Origin of the sequence: Collinsella sp. AM24-1 (genome assembly GCF_003470325.1) — a bacterium.
Lineage (GTDB): Bacteria > Actinomycetota > Coriobacteriia > Coriobacteriales > Coriobacteriaceae > Collinsella.
Window position 1 is genome coordinate 18,389 of sequence record NZ_QRHM01000021.1, and the last position, 15,545, is coordinate 33,933.

The window sequence follows — 15,545 nt, forward strand, 5'->3', positions numbered from 1 at the left end:
AACTATATGAATTGACCTGCTGACTCCAATGAAGATTGGAGGGTAACAGCCAGGGGTGACGGCCCAGCGAGTGTTATTTTGCGAGCTATGCGCGTTGAAAGCGACCTTTCGTGGCATAAACTACTTGCCGGAAGCCGCGGCTTTCAGAGTACGGCTTACGTGTACGTTTAACCTCCGTGGGCGACGGGGTGCCGCAAGGCGTAGAATATCGCCCACCTGTAGGGGCCTGCAGCGATGCGGGCCCCGCTTCGTATGAGGGGGCGCAACCGATGAAGATCGTATCCATCTCCCAGGACTTCTTCGACCTCGTCGAGGGCGACCGCGAGCTCATGCTTAAGCACAATCTCCCCTGCATCGTGGTGGTGAGGCTGCGTTTCCGCGGGAAGCGCAGGGACTTCGCCGTGCCGCTGCATTCCAACATCGCCCCCAACGTGCCCAAAGACCAGTACTTTGCGTTGCCACCCCGCCCCACGACGAGCCCCGGCTGTCGCCACGGCATCCACTACATCAAGATGTTCCCCATAACCAAGTCCTACCAGCGCCGCTTCAGGACCGAGGGCTCGGCCTACTACGAGACGCTCCAGCGCATCATCGACGGCAACACCAAGCGCATTGTCTCCGAGTGCCAGGCGTACCTCGACCGCTGCGAGCGCGAGGGAAGGCCCCGCTTCGCCGTCGACATCGACCGTATCGTGGGGCTGCTGGAGGGCGAGAAGTAGGGCACCTCGGCTCAGTCTCGAGCCATGTGGAGTCGCTCCGCATTTTTGAACGCCGCGTGTGCGTCCCAAATACTTGAGAAACAAGCTGTGAAGTGCGGCGGTGCGCCCGTGCCCGTGCATAGCCGTCACCATCAGCGTCTACGCGGCGTCGGCTTCAAGTGGAACTGGCCCCACTGCTGTATATGGTCTGCCTTGCTGCACATGGCGATCAATGCCCACGATGCTTCTGCTTGCGCTTCAGCTTTCGCTGCTCGAAGCGCGCCTCCGCCTCATCCGCGCGACGCTGGCTTCTTGCTTGAGCCGACTCCCGCTTCATCGCTTCCCGCTGTGCTGCGAGCGCCTGTTGTGCCTTGGTGCTCACCGCGGGCCGCTTAAGGGCTTTCGCTGCCTCGCGAGCGCGTCGCTTGGGATTCTTCGCGGGCTTGCTTATTTCCGTGGCCTCGTCACCGAAGAACGAGAGCTTCGCCCATTTGCTTGTAACGAATCGCAGGATTTCCTCATCGGACGGTTCCGCGCCGAAGACGATGCGGGCGGCGCCGTATCTGCCGTCCTCGACATGCTCCGCCAGCCCGACCCAGAATTGGCCGTCGTGATATACGGTCAGGGTGGATGACACGCTGATCTGCATGGTTGGTTCCTCCTTTATGTAGATGACCATGCAGAGAAGGGACAACCAAGGAGGCAGGTTACTGATGCGGACTCCCGCACGCCCACGACTACCCGACGGGGACTGTGTTTTCATCTCTGGTGCCCGCATTGTAGCACGCGTGAATGCGCCCGGCATCGCTGCTGACATGGCACGACTGGGAATTGCTCCTCGATGCATCCCCGTGCATATTGCCTCCCCGGTTTCGAAACTTTAAAAAAAATTCGAGTTTCGAAACCGAGGAGGACCGAATGATGGCTTGGGTAGACCGCAATACGTAGGAAGTTTCGCCATCGTCTATGCTGAACACGAGGTCGTCTTCCTCCAATCCGATCAAGCTGACCGAGCAAGCGGCACCTGGATCGACATTCCCCTGCACATGAACCCGCTTATGCGCGCGAACGGGGGGCTACAAGGGCGTGATCGCGCAGGAAGCGCTTGGGGTAGCGAACGGGGCCGAGCATCGCCCTGCGCCGGCCTTGGTATCAGGTCCTCGCGCTGGGCGGTAATCCGAGGATCGGGAGTAAGGATTTGCCCAGCATCGATAATGCTCAGCTATACCCTTATTCCGTCTCCCTGCTCTTGCGGTATTCCGCGAGCCTGTCGTTCAATTCGCGGGTCTCGCGGCTCAGCTTGGCGTTGAAAGCAAGAGTGAGGACCGCCAGGATGGCGAGATAGACAACCGTGAAGGTAACCCACGCCCCGGGGTTGTTCACGGGAACCCAAGCAAAGACAAACGCCAATGCACAGAGGGCTGCGTAGAGGCAAACGTCGAACAGCACCAGGCGCGCGGGATACGCCATCTGTCTGATCACCGCGGGCGTGAAGAACACGAACTGCAGCGCGGGGACGGTGACGCACGCGGCGAGAATCGACCAGCAATAGTTAATGCCCTGCTTGGCGGTGTCATCAGCGAAACAAGTCCCTAATGCCAAGAAGGCTATCATGGCAACAGTGAAGCCGATACAGGTGCTTTTCACGAGTTGTCCGAGGTTTTCCGCGGGCGTCTTTTTATCGGTGTCGATAATGTCCCTGTTAATCATTTCGGTCTCCCTTCCTTCGTTTCGACTGCTTCAGACCGAGCTTCGATTTGACGTCGGGCGCATACTGGCGCGAGATAACGACCTGCTCACCGTTTTCCAAGGTGGCGATGATCCTGCCGTTGACGTCGGGCTTGAGGGCGGTGATCGCGCGGAAGTTGACGATGCAACCTTTCGCGATGCGCAGGAAGTCGCAGTCCGCCAGGCGCCCCTCCATCTCGTAAAGGCGCAGGCCCGTTTCGAGAACCGTGTCGGCCGTATAAATGAACGTGTGCTTGTCGACCGACTCGATGAACAGGACGTCTTCTGCGCTCAGCACGCGCGTGCAGCCGTCGGCCGTGCCCGTCACCTTCCTGTCAAGCATGCGCAGCCGAGCCGCTATATCAAGCACGCGGCGATCGACCCTTACGCAGACGATCGTGACTTCTATATCTTGAGCTGCTTCTCGCTCTTCGATTGTGATCTTCATGCGTCCTCCCTTCGGGTTGCTCTCATGCTAGCTGACGAAGATAGCTGAACCTTCGGCGTTTAACCAAGCTGCGCAGTCGAGGAACCAAGATGCAGACTAGGCGAGCTGAACAGCAAGAGAGACCGTAGTCACGCATCCTCGGATCGAGCCCGAAAAAGCAATCCTTGCCGCTCATGAACACCGGCACGTGAAACGCCATGCTCAAGAGCACTTAGCTCGAAGAACCCCCTCGCATGCAACTATCGAATCCGGGAAGCTGTCCGATTGGTCGTGCACGACGACGGGCGTACAATGGGTGGATACCAACAAGAACCTGCCCTCCATGCCAACTCCGCCACCTGACGTGATGGGCGATCCGATTGCTCTTCTGGATTGCCTTGAGAAGAACGCTGACGGAATCACCGAGCAGGATTCCAAGGGGACTGCATTTCTTCATGTTGTTCCTATCGGCAAACCCTGCCCCCAGTTGGAAGCCATCTTGGGCATATCGGCCTTGGAGACGGTGTTGTGACTCATATTAGCAAGTCTTCGCTCGACGGAGTCGGCGTTAACGCTAACGCCGAGTTCGGGAGCACATTGAGGTCATTCGCATTTCCCCATGCATTTGAAAGTGGAACCGTTGAACTCTTGGGTGAATAAGCCGCCTGCGACGATTCTTTCGGTCATCGCTCTTGCACATCCCTTCTGATCTGTGGAAACGTAAGACGGTAAAGCCGCTAGCTACGATTCACGTCGCTAAGAGGGAGGCCGAATGCGGTCTCCCTCGTTTTTCTCGTACCTTATCGTGTATGCCGTGATGTTTGAGCAAATTGGATACACGCAAGCCAACGGCACTATCTACCTGCATGAACGAGACGAATATGCTGTCCTGCTCCATCGGGAGAACAGTGGCGTCGTATTGATGGGGTCGAGCGCCAGGCCGACGGGGCCCCTTGCTTCGGGAACAAAACGTCAAAAGAATGCGCTCATAGTGGACTCATGCGGTTTCGGGTGCACTCACGTGCGGCTTCACGAGGACGTTTCGCGAGATAGAGCTGCTGGCGATGATTACTTTCGGTTGGAGCTCTTCCCGTGGCCTGCGGGCAATATTCCAGAGCTCGCGAACCGTTGACGGGGTTGAAAACCACCTGGCGCCGTCCTGCCCGGATCTCTCTCGGCGTCTTCGGCCTTTCGAATCCCATGGTTGGGCCGAAAGGTGGACCGTACCCCGGATCTCGGGGTACAGCGCCGCGTTCAGGTCGCGTTGGCGCCTGTGGGTTTCGCTCGGGACGGGCAGTCATCCGCGACCGCGTGCGGGGACCGAAGAATCTTCACGATGGTAGTTGACGCCTAATACCTTGCATCGTATAGTGTGTATAGCACAGTATATGACGAGAGGAGGTGTGCGGATGGAGGCCCAGATGAAGCGTGGCTTCCTGGAGGCCTGCGTGCTCGCGGCCATTTCCGGCGAGGAGTCCTATGGCTACCAGATCGTGAAGGACGTGCCGGCGAGCATGGGGCTCACGGAGTCGACGCTCTACCCGCTGCTCAAGCGCCTGGAGAAAGCCGGGTGCATCACGGCGCGCTCCGCCGAGCACAACGGGCGGCTGCGCCGTTACTACCGCATCACGGACGATGGGCGTGCGCGCATCGAGGAGTTCCTGGCCGAGTGGCCGTCCGTACGGGAGATCTACACATACGTTGAGGGGGCGCACCATGACGCGCGATGAGTTCCTGGGCCGGCTGGGCGAGCTGCTCGCCTGCCTGCCGGCCGAACAGGTGGAGGAGACCAAGGCGTTCTACGCGGAGGCCATCGCCGACCGCATGGAGGACGGCATGAGCGAGGAGGAGGCCGTGGCCGCCATGGGCACCCCCGGCGAGGTTGCCGAGGCCACGCTCGACGACCTGCCCGCCGTGCCGCGCGCGATTGCGAAGACGCGCCGGCGCAGCACTGCGTTGCTGTGGGTGCTGACCATCGTGGGGTCGCCGGTGTGGGTGCCGCTCCTGCTGGCCTTCGCGGCGGTGGCCGTCACGGTCTACGTGTGTATCTGGGTGCTGGCGCTCTGCGTGTGGGTCATCGCCGCGACCCTCGGGGCCGTGGGCGCGGCGTCGCTCGCGCTCGTGGCGGCGGGTGTGGCCGTCGGCCACGTGCCCTACGTGATCGTGATGCTGGGCTGCGGGCTCGCTTTCATCGGCGTGGCCCTCCTCGTGGGCGCGGGCGCCTGGGAGGCATCCAAGCGGATCGCGCGCCTCTCGGCGCTCTGGGCGGGGAAGGCCGCCTCGCCTTTCTGGAAGGGTAAGGGCGAGAAGGGCGGCGCTGCCGCGCATCTCGCAGCGTAGAAAGGAGTGAGTACCATGACCAGCGCGAAGAAGATCTACCTCGCTGTGGCGGGCGGGCTCGTTGCCGCGGGTGTTGTCCTCGCGGGCATTGGCTTTATCGCCTCGGGCTTCGACCCGGCCGTGTTCACAACCCAAATCGATACGCGCGACAGCACCATCGTGCTCGGCGGCGTCGAGGTGGACGAACACGAGAGTGTCCCGTTCATCAGCCAGCTCGCCAATCTGGGCGAGATCGACACCTCCAACGTTGCGGACCCCGCCGCGCCCTAGGGGCGCGGAGCCCGGGCGCTCCGTCCGCCAAGCTGCGTAAGCCGGCGAAACCCGAACCTCGGCTCCAGCGCAACTGGTCTCAAGCCTGCGCCGATTCGCTCTCAGCGCCGCGCGGGGGCCCGCTACGCATGCCCAAAAAAGTACGAGGAGAAAGGAACGCGATGACGACAGTCACGCCCCTCCGCCTTCACGGGGTCACGCAGGACGGGGAGCGACTGGGCCGGGCGGTGGGACTGTGCTTGGATTGGCTACACTGATATGGACAGTTCCGTGAGGGGCGCGAGAGACGGGACTCCGGGGAGATCTCCGAGGAGGAGTACCTCGACTGGAAGCGTGGGTTCAGTGGAGCATGAACCTAATCTCTGTCTCTCTTGCTTTTTCTGATTTGTTGAGAAGCCGGCATTTGGGGGCATTTTGGATATCGAACAGTTCAAACAAGAAGCTGAGAAAATAAAACAAAGCCTGAGTGCCTTGAGAGTCGCCGAGCGCAATGCAGTGATTCCCTTCATGAACGGTGACTTTACCCAATGGGATCTATATCTGGCATCCTCCTCTGAATATGCGATGAGATTGATAGACGGATTCATCTCCATGCTCGAGTCGAGGAATCTTGTTTGCGTCGCCCAGCTTCTCCGCGCACAGGTTGGAGTCTGCCTGAGGACATTCGCGTTATTCGCCGCGGAAGACCAGGATGACTTTCTCAAGCAGGTGTTTCAAGGTGTGCCTGCGAACAAGCTGAAAGATTTCTCGGGTGAGAAGATGTCTGATAGAAGACTTCAAGACTTACTCGAGAAGTTCGATCCAAAGGTAAAAGATGTATACAAGGTGACGTCTGGATTCGTTCACTTCTCCACTGATATTCTGTCGAGCATTGGTGTGCCTGGGGAGGGCTATGAGGTCGAGTTTAATTTTGGAGCCGAGCCCAACGAGAGAAACAATGTGCCTCTCGTGGAATACGGCAAGGCGTTCTGCCACTATGTCGACCTGCATCTCCAGATGCTCCATAAGGTGATTGCTTCGGATGAATGGTATGCCGATCGATTCCGTATCGATTCCGATGGTCCTGCAGACGAAGCCTCGACAAGCGAGAAGGTGTAGGTCAAACGCATTGACGCTGCCTTGACAGCATCCCGATAAAATAACGAATGGGAGGTTCCCTGCGAAATGTGCGCCTCTGTATATTCTCGCTAGGAAGCCCCCGACCGATAAGCCGTCGTTAAGTTCAATTTGAGTTCAGCTTGGGTGCCCGAAAATCGCCCAACTCTGAAAAAAGGGGAGACAACGGTATACCATGTAGACGAGAGGCTATGGAAGTGCACGATTTGATCACTGAGTGGGAGTAGAACACACGTTCTGTATAACGTTATAGCACCAGGTGGCAGGCGTAGTTTCAATCGAAGCTACGCTTGCTGCTATATATGGGTCGATGGCGGTATCAATGCCCACGATGCTTCTGCTTGCGCTTCAACTTCCGCTGCTCGAAGCGCGCCTCCGCCTCATCCGCGCGACGCTGGCTTCTTGCGCGGGCCGATTCCTGCTTCATCGCCTCCCGCTGACTCGCGAGCGCCTGCTGCGCCTTGGTGCCCATCGCCGGCTGCTTAAGGGCCTTCGACGCCTCGCGGGCTCGGCGCTTGGGGTTTTGCGGGCTTGCTCGTCTCGGCGGGATCGCCACCGAAGAACGCGAGCTCCGCCCATTTGCTTGTAACGAATTGCAGGATTTCCTCATCGGACGGTTCCGCGCCGAAGACGATGCGGGCGACGCCGTATGTTCTGTCCTCGGCGTGTTCCGCCAGCCCGACCCAAAATTGGCCGTCGTGATATACGGTCAGGGTGGGCGACACGCTGATCTGCATGGCTGGTTCCTCCTTTATGTAGATGACCATGCAGAGAAGGGACAACCAAGGAGGCAGGTTACTGATGCGGACCCCCGCACGCCCGCGACTACCCGACGGGGACTGTGTTTTCATCTCTGATGCCCGCATTGTAGCACGCGCGGATTTACGATGTTGATTGCCGGCGCCTAGACGGAGATGAAGGCGGTTCGATCTAGGTCAAGCCGGTCGCTCGTTCATGAAGCGGCCGATTCCCTGAAAATAAAAGGCGCCCACGAGGACACCTACAGGCTATCTTCGAACTACTTGGTTTGGGGCAGACGGAGGAAAAAATAGGGCAGAATCGCTCTCACGATCCCGCCCCGCAAACCCGAGGGTTTCTAACTGGCTCCATTATTCCGGGCTTCTCAGTTCTGTCATTGACCCAGGTATCACCCGTCTCCTATAGCGAGTGAATATAAAAATAGGGCAGAGTCGCTTGCGCAAGTCCGCCCCTAAAACCGTGAAGGTTTTGCTATCTGCAGGCTATTCTACCAACCCGAGCGATTCTGTCAACCTGCGAAGGAACTCGAGCGCGGAGCGAGCTGCGGCGTCGGGCCCCTTGCCGGGCAGCGCCTCGGTTTCGCCGTCGGCCCTGGCGAACATCTCGGCGAGCTCGGATGCGGCGCGCGAGCGCGAGGAGCCCTCGGGTACCAAGCCGGAGTGCGCCACGAGCACGGTCGCGACCTCCTGCATGGCCGTATTCCCCATCCACTTCCTCCTGGTCGCCTTGGGAATTCCCACGGCGGCCACCCTTCGGGAGACGCCGCTGGACGCCGAGCCCCGGGCGGCGCCCCTCTCGGCGAAGCAGTTGATCAGGCACGAGCCGTGCGCGGCGCAGTTGCGGACGGACTTCACGCGCTTGAGGTCGTAGTGGGAGGCCTCGAGGCGCCTGTCGCCCCATCGCCTGGCGCAGAAGCGCACGAAGTCGATGAGGGTGCCGAACGAGGTGAGCTCAAGGAAGGCCCAGGCAGGCATGTCGCCGGAGTACTTCGCGTAGAGGCTCGAGCTGTAGGGGCTGCGGCCGCTCATCTTGAGCTCGCGCAGGCGGTACTCCCTGTTTGCAGTGGTAAGCGATGCCATGTAGTCGGCCACGATGGCGTAGCCGTCCTCTCCACGGTCCTCCATCTCGCGAAGCAGTGTCACCTTCTGGAAGTGCTCGATGTCGAGCGTCATGCCGAGCAGGGCGTGGCGCAGCTCCTGGTCGAGCGCCGCGAGCAGGCGCAGCTGGCCGAAGTCGAGGTCTACGTAGCGGCCGTCGCGCGGGCCTCCCTCGTATTTCGAGAAGAGTTTGCGGTAGGATGCGAGCTTGAAGAAGTTGCACTTGTCGCGCAGGTAGTCCGCGGCCTTTTCCTCGGAACACAGCTCGAAGGCTACGCCCTTCTGCTTGAGGTGCTCTATCTGCTGCTCGATCGTGAGGATCGGCTTCCTATCGTGGGGTTCGGCCATGCTCGGTCTCCTGTCATAAAAAGTATTGCCTATTTTACCAGCATGTCCTCGACATTCGGTGGAAGCCTCATCGTCGACTCATGGGCAAGCCGCCCGATACGACTCCCTTTCCCTGTCAGTAGTGCAGTCGCCTGACCTGCGGCTTTGGAATCTCGTTGGAAGCCGCTCGCGACCAATCATTTGCAGTTGTTGCGAGTGGCTTGCGCGTGATGCTGCGGTTGAGTTTCAGAAACGGGCGATTCCGCCCAATTGGGCACCCGAATCACGGTCGGAAGCTCCTTTGGGACAAAAACAAAAACTCAATGCCCTGAGTTTGAAAAAAGTTTTTGAGGTTGTCCCAACTTTTGTCCCCGAAGCCGACGAAACGCGACATCGCGTTATTCGGCGGCACGCGTTCCGTGTCGATGCCGAAAACTGGGTGCAACTGGAATGACGGGACGGCAGAACCAAAGCCACCAGCGAAATAGTGGGAATAACAGCCCTCGAACCCTTTGGTTCGAGGGCTTTCTTTTTGCATCTCTACCTGGGAAAACGACCCAATTATTCCCGTGTGTCCCTACTGGGCGGTACAACGGAGTACTCGGCGGTACGGGAATAATTAGGCCCTGCGGGAATAATTCACAATTCGGGTCCCCCGAAGGCCGATTTCGAGCGGATGAAACTGACTTGAAACTGCGAGGCGGATTCAAGCCCTCTTCAATTGCATTCGCCCAGGTCAACAAATGGGAATAAAGAAATGCGAAAATCGGTTTCCGCAGTTTCAGTGACCCCGAATGCCGCCGAATAACGCCGTGTATTCTGAGCGTATTGCTTGCATTGTTGCATTATTTTCCACAATGCAAGCATGGAATAAATCGAAGTCATACGAGCCACCAACGACATCGCCTCTTCCCAAAGGGGGCTCTTCACATCTGTGCAGGCGAAGGTGCTCGGCGTCGAGCGGTACGCGCTCTCGAGGCTGGAAGGGCTCGGCAACATAGAGAGGCTCGCGAAGGGCGTCTACCGCATGGGCGGCTCGCCGAGCACGCGGGAGGAGGACGTCCTCGCGGCCTGACTGTCGATCGACCCGGGGAGGCGCCCCGTCGCCATGGGGGCGACGGCTGCATGGCTCTACGGCATCGGCGAGGTCAGCCCCTCGCCCTACGAGTTCTGCACGCCCGAGAGAAAGCAGACTAAGCGCCCGAACCTGATTCATCAGGAAGCGCCGCCTCGACCCGAAGGACGTGGCGATCGTCTCGGACATCCCGGCGACGAGGCCCTGGCTCACGGTGGTGGACCTGATAGACTCCGGGGAGGAACTGAGCCTGGTCGCGAACGTGCTCGCGGACGCGCTCGAAAGGGGCCTCGTCGAAGACGAGGGCGCGCTGAGGGAGAAAATCGACGCCGGGGGGCAAAAGCCGGGATGCCGGCGGGGGCCAGCCTGTACGATTCGTTAGCTAGGAGGCGGGAAGAATGACGTACGAGAACGGCGGTCAGCTCGACAGGGCCCTGAAGAGGGCCGTTCGCGACAGGGGCGGTGACCCCGGGGACGGCTGTCGTCGGGCTTTGCGCGACCGGTTCCTGCGCAGGGTGTTCAGCAACCCCGACGGCCGGTTTATCCTCAAGGGCGGAAGCGGGCTGCTCGCGCGCATCCCCGACGGCCGCGTCACGCGCGACATCGACTTCGCGACGGCATCTGTGTTTGATAGCGTTCAATTTACGGGTTGGGGCTGCGGTGGAAATCCTGGACCAAAAGAGGACCAGGATTTCCACCGCAGCCCCAACCCGAAAATCAGGCTTGACTAAACACAGACGGTCTGCTGCGCGAGTACTTCCCGAAGGGGACCGGCTTCTCTGCGGTCTCGGACGAGGAGGTCGAGCGGGTGTACGATGCCATCAACCGCAGGCCCCACAAGCGCCTGGGGTTCAGGACGCCCTACGAGGTCCACTACTCAGGGGTGTTGCAGTTGCTCTGAGAATTCAAGCTCGAAAAGGCGCAAGCAAAGGTATCTTGACTACGCTCTAAAGCGTGGCGTGAAGTCCGGCATCGTTGACGCGCTGAGGCTTCAGGGAATTGCCGCGAGCGAGGTTGATGCAGTTTCTGTTGTGGTTGACGAGCATTCGACTTCGATCGACGGAAAGTACAACCTGGCAGAATCGGTTGATGAGGAGCTGCGCTGCGGCATGTTCAACCCAACGTGGCAGACCTCCTACCCTCCTGTATTTAGCGACTGGCTGCCCAAGATTCCAGTCTCCTATGTCGACTCCTCCAAGGTGGCTATGGTGAGGGCGGCTGACGTGACGGCGAACTGGGCATTTATGGCCGAGCGCGACAAAGAGACATATCCGCGAGCCTACGAGATGCTATCAAAGGCGACGGTCCTCGGGCTTCTGTAGCGTTGGACATGTAACTATCTGTCTTTTCAAAAGCCGTGAAGATCTTGGTGGATGATAAATTGCGATTTGTCCGCCTCGGCAGCGAAGTCGGCGAACTCCTGTTGGAGGGACAACGGGGGAATTGCAATGGGAATAGCGGCCAAGTCTGCTGCGCTGATGTTTGCCTGATGGACACTTCCCTTCGCTATATTACGAAGGACTCGCTTTCCTTCCTTTGAATTCAGGTAACCAGATACATATTCGGCAGAGCTGTGGTCAGCGAACCTTACGCACACGATGTACCCAGCAATAACCATGGTCTCTGACTGATGAAAAACGCAAGTTTTCCCAACCTTGTCAATGCTGTTGGTTCGATTAAAAAGCATATCGCCATAGCGGACGGTAGCATTTTCGAGAGCTTGGCCCTTTAGGGTGATTCGCTTTGTATCGGTTAGGTCAAGGATGCCGTCGTCGGTGATATTGTTCATTCGGATGTAGACATAATCGCCATCGGCGCCGGCTTTTGCTGAAGTGCCGTAGTGCATTTCTATGCTGTAGTTGCCGATTGTTTCGATTGGCCATGATGCGTGTGTCTTGGTTCTAAACATCTCGACAAACCGTGATTTGACTTAACAGATATACCTTCTATGAGAGTCCCTTACGTTGTCCTGATCGACCATTGCGTACATCAACGTTGTATCAATCTTTTGATGGCCAAGCAGCTTCTGCACCTGCTCGATGGGCATTCCTTTTCCAATTGCTTTGGTGGCCAGCGTTCTCCTGAACTTATGTGGGTGGACGTGTTTGACGCCTGCTTTTGTTCCCAAGGAGCGAAGGCGGAGCTCGACTCCGCTTACTTGCAGCCTAGAACTCGGCTTTGTGAGACTACAGAATAGCGCGGCGACGTTATCGCTGCGTTCTTGCAGGTAGTTGTTTAGGTGCAGCTTTGTAGTCGCATCAAAATAGACGACTCTCTCTTTGTTGCCCTTTCCGAGTACAATGCACTCTCGCCGATTTAGATCAACGTCTTCTCGATTGAGCGAGACGAGTTCGCCTATTCTCATCCCTGTTGAACTAAGAAGGTTGATGATTGCCAGATCCCTCTTGCAAGAACAGGCGTCTGTGAGGGCTATAAGTTCTTCATCAGAATATACGGACTTGACCGTTCTCTTTGAGCGAATCTTTTTAATGCGTCGTGCAGGGCTTTTGAGTATATGGTTCTCGTCTTCAAGCCAAGAGAAGAATGACGACAGGATGCGCCTGACGTTGTCGACGGTGATGCTCCCTGCGTTATTACCCATGGGATATTCGCTCAGGTATGTTCGTAAGTCATCTGAACTAATCCGGACAATTGGTTTTTTGATTGCTTCGAGCGCCCTTGTAAGTGTGGCCTTGTAGTACCTGATGGTCTTAGGCGAGCATCCCTCGATGGTTTTGGCTGCGAGGAATCGCTCCATGTACTTTGAGGCCTCGTCTTCGACATTGCTGAGCGCGTTCACTTCAAGTTCGATGCCCCTGAGTTCGCTCATAAGGACGCTCTCGAGATACGAAAGCACTTCGCCGCTAACGAGTGCCTGCATTTTTGTGAGAACCGCGTTTGCTATTTCGATCGTCGTGTGCATCAGTTCCTCCCATCCCGATATGGATGGGAGGAACGTATCACGCGAGGAATCGGTCTAGAAGGGCGTCGCGCTCTGCGGAAAGGGCGTCGACCTCTTGCTCGAGTGCAAATTGCGATTTGTCGACCTGAGCGACGAAAGAGGCGAACTCTTGCTGAAGCTCAAGGGGAGGCAAGGGAACCGTCATTCTCTTTAGAGCTTCTTTGGTAATTGCCTCCCTTGTTGCTCCAGCCGCTCTTGAGCCGTTTAGCAGGAGTCTCTGATACGAATCACTGATCAGCACCGTGTTCAATAGCACCGGCAGCATCCGTTTTTGGTCGACTCTGACAATTGAGACATGCTGATTAACACGTCCACCAGCCAATTCATCCGGCAAAAGACATGAACGAGCAACCGAAGCGCCAGTAATATTCAGAAGCACGTCACCCTTCATCAGCGTGACGCCTTCTAGTTTTGCGGCTTGTTCATCATCAATACAAGCAAGGTCCTTCCACACGAAACGACCGTTGTGAACATTCATACTTCTGACCAGCGGAACACCTTCGGCCTTGTATGCCGTTTTGCCGCCTCGTGGTGTTGCTCCGGAACCCAACTTGGTACAGAGGTCTTCAAGCCTAACGAAAGGCCATTTTTTACCATCGACCGGATCGCCAAATACCTCTACAAACCGTGATTTGACGCTTTCCTTGAGAGCGGCGATTTGCTGTCTTTTGCTATTGATTTCATCTGTTAAGCGATTGAAACCGTCGATGAGGGCTCTCTGCTCGGAGAGCGTCGGGACTGGGATGGGGTATTTGAGCAGCTCATTCTTGTCTCCGCGAGGCCTGCCGGTTCCCGTGAAGGTGGACATATCGTAGTCGAAGAAGTCCTTCTGCCACAGGAGCAGATGGAGGAACTCGGGCAATAGGCTGTCGGTATTTATGCTTCGGAATACCAAAACGTCCTTGGAGCACGCCCCATCGCGGTCTGCGAGCCAAATCTTCTGCAGATAGGGGCGAATATTGGAGACGAGCGTGTCTCCCTTCTTGTATGCGGTGCCAGCACTTGCCGGAAGCTCTCCGCTATAGGCGGTTATGCCGCCACGATCCTTGACCATGTTCTCCGTTGTTACGTAAGTGTCGGTGGTGATGGAACTCTGGGCCACGCTGTTGGTAACGTAGGATGTGATGTCTCTAAGCGTCTTGACTACGGTGCCCTGGGCGAACGAGCGGGGCTTGTAGAAAGAGCGGGGAATCGTAAGAGTCTCGTCGAACTTCTCGGCATCAAAGTCGATGAAATCGGTGGTCTTGGCATAGTAGTAGTACTGGGCAAGGTCGCCGGGCTCAACCTGCTCGCCGGAGAACCATGCTCTGATGATGCCGCTTAGCGAGTTCGTGTCGTCCGATTCGTCGTCCGAATAGAGCACGCCCTCACCATCGATGGGCTGTATCCCCTCGTTGCCTTTGCGATTGCTCCATTTGTAGCCAAGGAAAGAGGCGATTTCCTTGGTCGTGTTAGGTGAGTTGATGATGAGCGTCTGTTCGCCGCAGACGAGACCCCAAACGCGCAGGCGTTTGCGCTCTTCCTTGTGCGCATAGCGATAGAACAGCTCGTTCTCTGCTTTGAGCTGTGAGTTCTTGTCGGCCGCCTTCCAAGTCTTGCTCTTTCGAAGGGTCTTGAGCTCCTTCGATGATTCGAAAAGATGGCAATAAACGTTGAAGTGGCGAGTGTTTGCCCATTCGTTCCAGCCAGCCTCTCCTGCGAGAAAAGCCCGGTAAGTATCTCCGTCTACATTAATTGTGTCGAGATAAGCGTTGAAAGCGCTTTCGTCTTTCCAACCAGTGAGCTTCCTGCGCTCAAAAACAGCGTCAACGAAATCAAGTGCGTTCGCATTGCGGGGCGGGATCTCGTCAAAGCGACGTAGGAACATAATTGCGACGTTTGTTCCTGTGGCCGCGAATGTGCCTGATCCAAACCTGGCGATGGAGACGATCTCGAAGGAGCTCAAAAGCACATCGCGTGCGGCCATGAAACTCGAGCTCGTGCTCTTGTCGAGGATCGAGGTGGGGAGGACAATGGCGGCGTAGCCTCCGGGCCGAACAAGCTGTGCCGCACGCTCGACAAAGAGGGTCTCGATTTCCGAGCCGCTATCGCTGATGGTTTCCAGCACTTTGAGTTCGTTGTTGTGAAGCTTGAGATGCGGTTTGAAGGCCGCGACAGAGTACGGGGGATTGGCGACAAGAATGTCGAAGCGTCCCCTGTCGGTTCGGCTGTCGATTCCCTTGTCGGGATAATTTTCAAGTCCGTCGCCGAAGACCACGTTGCCCTGCCCTGCGCCATGCATGTAGAACGAGACCTTGGAAACGCGAGCGAGTCGATAGTCCTTCTCGATGCCGACGAGATTGTCTCTGACCCAGTCGGCGTCTCCGAGGTCATCCTCTATGGTCGGATCATATTGGCATGCGGCGTCGGAGATTTCTTCGAACCCTTCTGTGAGAAAGTGCCCCGCGCCGCAGGCGTAATCGATAACGCGTGGATAGTGCACGGCACCAGCCTCGTCCTGCACGATGCTGTCGAGTGGGAGTGACTTCCAAATAAAACGGGTGATGGGCACAGGTGTGAAGAATTGGCCCTCGTTTTGCTTAAAGCCCTGATTAAGGAGCTGTTCGAAGAGGTCGCCCAAGAATTGAATGTCTTGAGTTCCTACGATGCGATACGGCTGTAGAAGTTGCACCGTCTCTACGAGTACCTTGCCGTTCTGAAGAAAGGGTTGATTTCCGATCTCAACCGAACACATTGAGCAAATAGG

General features: G+C 57.3%; 17 protein-coding genes and 2 pseudogenes. 11 read left to right on the forward strand and 8 right to left on the reverse strand.

Going from position 1 to position 15,545, the window contains the following annotated elements; translation table 11 throughout:
• Positions 1–269 precede the first annotated feature (269 nt).
• Entirely contained in the window at positions 270–719 is a 450-nt protein-coding gene (locus DW661_RS08025) for a hypothetical protein (protein WP_117640130.1), read from the forward strand.
• 208 nt (positions 720–927) lie between these two features.
• On the opposite strand, the gene DW661_RS08030 is transcribed toward DW661_RS08025, so the two are convergent.
• The 3 genes from DW661_RS08030 to DW661_RS08040 all read right to left on the reverse strand — a co-directional run bounded on the left by DW661_RS08030 (position 928) and on the right by DW661_RS08040 (position 2,874).
• Complete coding sequence (locus tag DW661_RS08030; protein WP_117640131.1) at positions 928–1,347, reverse strand: YjdF family protein; 420 nt, start codon at positions 1,345–1,347, stop codon at positions 928–930.
• Positions 1,348–1,928: 581 nt separating this feature from the next.
• Entirely contained in the window at positions 1,929–2,408 is a 480-nt protein-coding gene (locus DW661_RS08035) for a DUF3021 family protein (protein ID WP_117640133.1), read from the reverse strand.
• The gene (locus DW661_RS08040; protein WP_117640135.1) at positions 2,401–2,874 is read right to left on the reverse strand and encodes a LytTR family DNA-binding domain-containing protein; all 474 of its coding nucleotides are present in this window, start codon (positions 2,872–2,874) and stop codon (positions 2,401–2,403) included. The genes DW661_RS08035 and DW661_RS08040 overlap by 8 nt, the downstream gene beginning before the upstream one ends.
• A gap of 295 nt (positions 2,875–3,169) precedes the next feature.
• Here DW661_RS08040 and DW661_RS10120 point away from each other — a divergent pair, with 295 nt between their 5' ends.
• From DW661_RS10120 to DW661_RS08065, 5 genes are all read left to right on the forward strand, one after another.
• Complete coding sequence (locus DW661_RS10120) at positions 3,170–3,385, forward strand: hypothetical protein (RefSeq protein WP_118450766.1); 216 nt, start codon at positions 3,170–3,172, stop codon at positions 3,383–3,385.
• An 877-nt stretch (positions 3,386–4,262) separates the two neighbouring features.
• Complete coding sequence (locus tag DW661_RS08050) at positions 4,263–4,583, forward strand: PadR family transcriptional regulator (protein ID WP_197032260.1); 321 nt, start codon at positions 4,263–4,265, stop codon at positions 4,581–4,583.
• Positions 4,570–5,193, forward strand: coding sequence for a DUF1700 domain-containing protein (locus DW661_RS08055; RefSeq protein WP_117640138.1), 624 nt, complete (start codon positions 4,570–4,572; stop codon positions 5,191–5,193). The genes DW661_RS08050 and DW661_RS08055 overlap by 14 nt, the downstream gene beginning before the upstream one ends.
• Before the next feature lie 15 nt (positions 5,194–5,208).
• Positions 5,209–5,463: a hypothetical protein gene (locus DW661_RS08060; protein WP_117640139.1), complete on the forward strand. Its 255-nt coding sequence runs from the start codon at positions 5,209–5,211 to the stop codon at positions 5,461–5,463.
• A 414-nt stretch (positions 5,464–5,877) separates the two neighbouring features.
• On the forward strand, positions 5,878–6,561 hold the full coding sequence (locus DW661_RS08065) for a hypothetical protein (RefSeq protein ID WP_117640140.1): 684 nt from the start codon (positions 5,878–5,880) through the stop codon (positions 6,559–6,561).
• A 337-nt stretch (positions 6,562–6,898) separates the two neighbouring features.
• Here DW661_RS08065 and DW661_RS10510 read toward each other — a convergent pair.
• Positions 6,899–7,445: pseudogene (locus tag DW661_RS10510) on the reverse strand (YjdF family protein).
• Positions 7,446–7,820: 375 nt separating this feature from the next.
• Positions 7,821–8,783 (reverse strand): Abi family protein, encoded by a 963-nt coding sequence (locus tag DW661_RS08075; RefSeq protein ID WP_117640141.1) that lies wholly within the window; start codon positions 8,781–8,783, stop codon positions 7,821–7,823.
• Between the two features lie 880 nt (positions 8,784–9,663).
• On the opposite strand from DW661_RS08075, the gene DW661_RS08080 reads away from it, so the two are divergent.
• The 5 genes and pseudogenes from DW661_RS08080 (at position 9,664) to DW661_RS08095 (ending at position 11,159) form a co-directional block, all read left to right on the forward strand.
• On the forward strand, positions 9,664–9,837 hold the full coding sequence (locus DW661_RS08080; RefSeq protein ID WP_255413178.1) for a type IV toxin-antitoxin system AbiEi family antitoxin domain-containing protein: 174 nt from the start codon (positions 9,664–9,666) through the stop codon (positions 9,835–9,837).
• A 169-nt stretch (positions 9,838–10,006) separates the two neighbouring features.
• Entirely contained in the window at positions 10,007–10,219 is a 213-nt protein-coding gene (locus DW661_RS08085; RefSeq protein WP_117583309.1) for a hypothetical protein, read from the forward strand.
• Positions 10,220–10,235: 16 nt separating this feature from the next.
• On the forward strand, positions 10,236–10,568 hold the full coding sequence (locus DW661_RS08090) for a nucleotidyl transferase AbiEii/AbiGii toxin family protein (RefSeq protein ID WP_117583308.1): 333 nt from the start codon (positions 10,236–10,238) through the stop codon (positions 10,566–10,568).
• Positions 10,568–10,738: pseudogene (locus DW661_RS10380) on the forward strand (IS30 family transposase); the annotation flags it as partial. The gene DW661_RS08090 and the pseudogene DW661_RS10380, both read left to right, overlap by 1 nt.
• Before the next feature lie 58 nt (positions 10,739–10,796).
• Positions 10,797–11,159, forward strand: coding sequence for a hypothetical protein (locus tag DW661_RS08095; RefSeq protein ID WP_117583307.1), 363 nt, complete (start codon positions 10,797–10,799; stop codon positions 11,157–11,159).
• Positions 11,160–11,185: 26 nt separating this feature from the next.
• Here the strand turns inward: DW661_RS08095 and DW661_RS08100 are convergent, their stop codons facing one another.
• The 3 genes from DW661_RS08100 to DW661_RS08110 form a co-directional block, all read right to left on the reverse strand.
• On the reverse strand, positions 11,186–11,746 hold the full coding sequence (locus tag DW661_RS08100; protein ID WP_118065718.1) for a restriction endonuclease subunit S: 561 nt from the start codon (positions 11,744–11,746) through the stop codon (positions 11,186–11,188).
• Between the two features lie 21 nt (positions 11,747–11,767).
• On the reverse strand, positions 11,768–12,760 hold the full coding sequence (xerA, locus tag DW661_RS08105) for a site-specific tyrosine recombinase/integron integrase (RefSeq protein ID WP_117583305.1): 993 nt from the start codon (positions 12,758–12,760) through the stop codon (positions 11,768–11,770).
• A 37-nt stretch (positions 12,761–12,797) separates the two neighbouring features.
• The coding region (locus tag DW661_RS08110; RefSeq protein ID WP_147356444.1) for an N-6 DNA methylase at positions 12,798–15,545 on the reverse strand (2,748 nt) is incomplete at its 5' end.

Bases quoted from the DNA above. Each gene is read 5' to 3' on its own strand.
- DW661_RS08030 (WP_117640131.1), bottom strand. From the start codon at position 1,347: ATGCAGATCAGCGTGTCATCCACCCTGACCGTATATCACGACGGCCAA.
- xerA (WP_117583305.1), bottom strand. From the start codon at position 12,760: ATGCACACGACGATCGAAATAGCAAACGCGGTTCTCACAAAAATGCAG.
- DW661_RS08025 (WP_117640130.1), top strand. From the start codon at position 270: ATGAAGATCGTATCCATCTCCCAGGACTTCTTCGACCTCGTCGAGGGC.
- DW661_RS08040 (WP_117640135.1), bottom strand. From the start codon at position 2,874: ATGAAGATCACAATCGAAGAGCGAGAAGCAGCTCAAGATATAGAAGTC.
- DW661_RS08100 (WP_118065718.1), bottom strand. From the start codon at position 11,746: ATGTTTAGAACCAAGACACACGCATCATGGCCAATCGAAACAATCGGC.
- DW661_RS08075 (WP_117640141.1), bottom strand. From the start codon at position 8,783: ATGGCCGAACCCCACGATAGGAAGCCGATCCTCACGATCGAGCAGCAG.
- DW661_RS08055 (WP_117640138.1), top strand. From the start codon at position 4,570: ATGACGCGCGATGAGTTCCTGGGCCGGCTGGGCGAGCTGCTCGCCTGC.
- DW661_RS08035 (WP_117640133.1), bottom strand. From the start codon at position 2,408: ATGATTAACAGGGACATTATCGACACCGATAAAAAGACGCCCGCGGAA.
- DW661_RS08050 (WP_197032260.1), top strand. From the start codon at position 4,263: ATGGAGGCCCAGATGAAGCGTGGCTTCCTGGAGGCCTGCGTGCTCGCG.
- DW661_RS08090 (WP_117583308.1), top strand. From the start codon at position 10,236: ATGACGTACGAGAACGGCGGTCAGCTCGACAGGGCCCTGAAGAGGGCC.
- DW661_RS08060 (WP_117640139.1), top strand. From the start codon at position 5,209: ATGACCAGCGCGAAGAAGATCTACCTCGCTGTGGCGGGCGGGCTCGTT.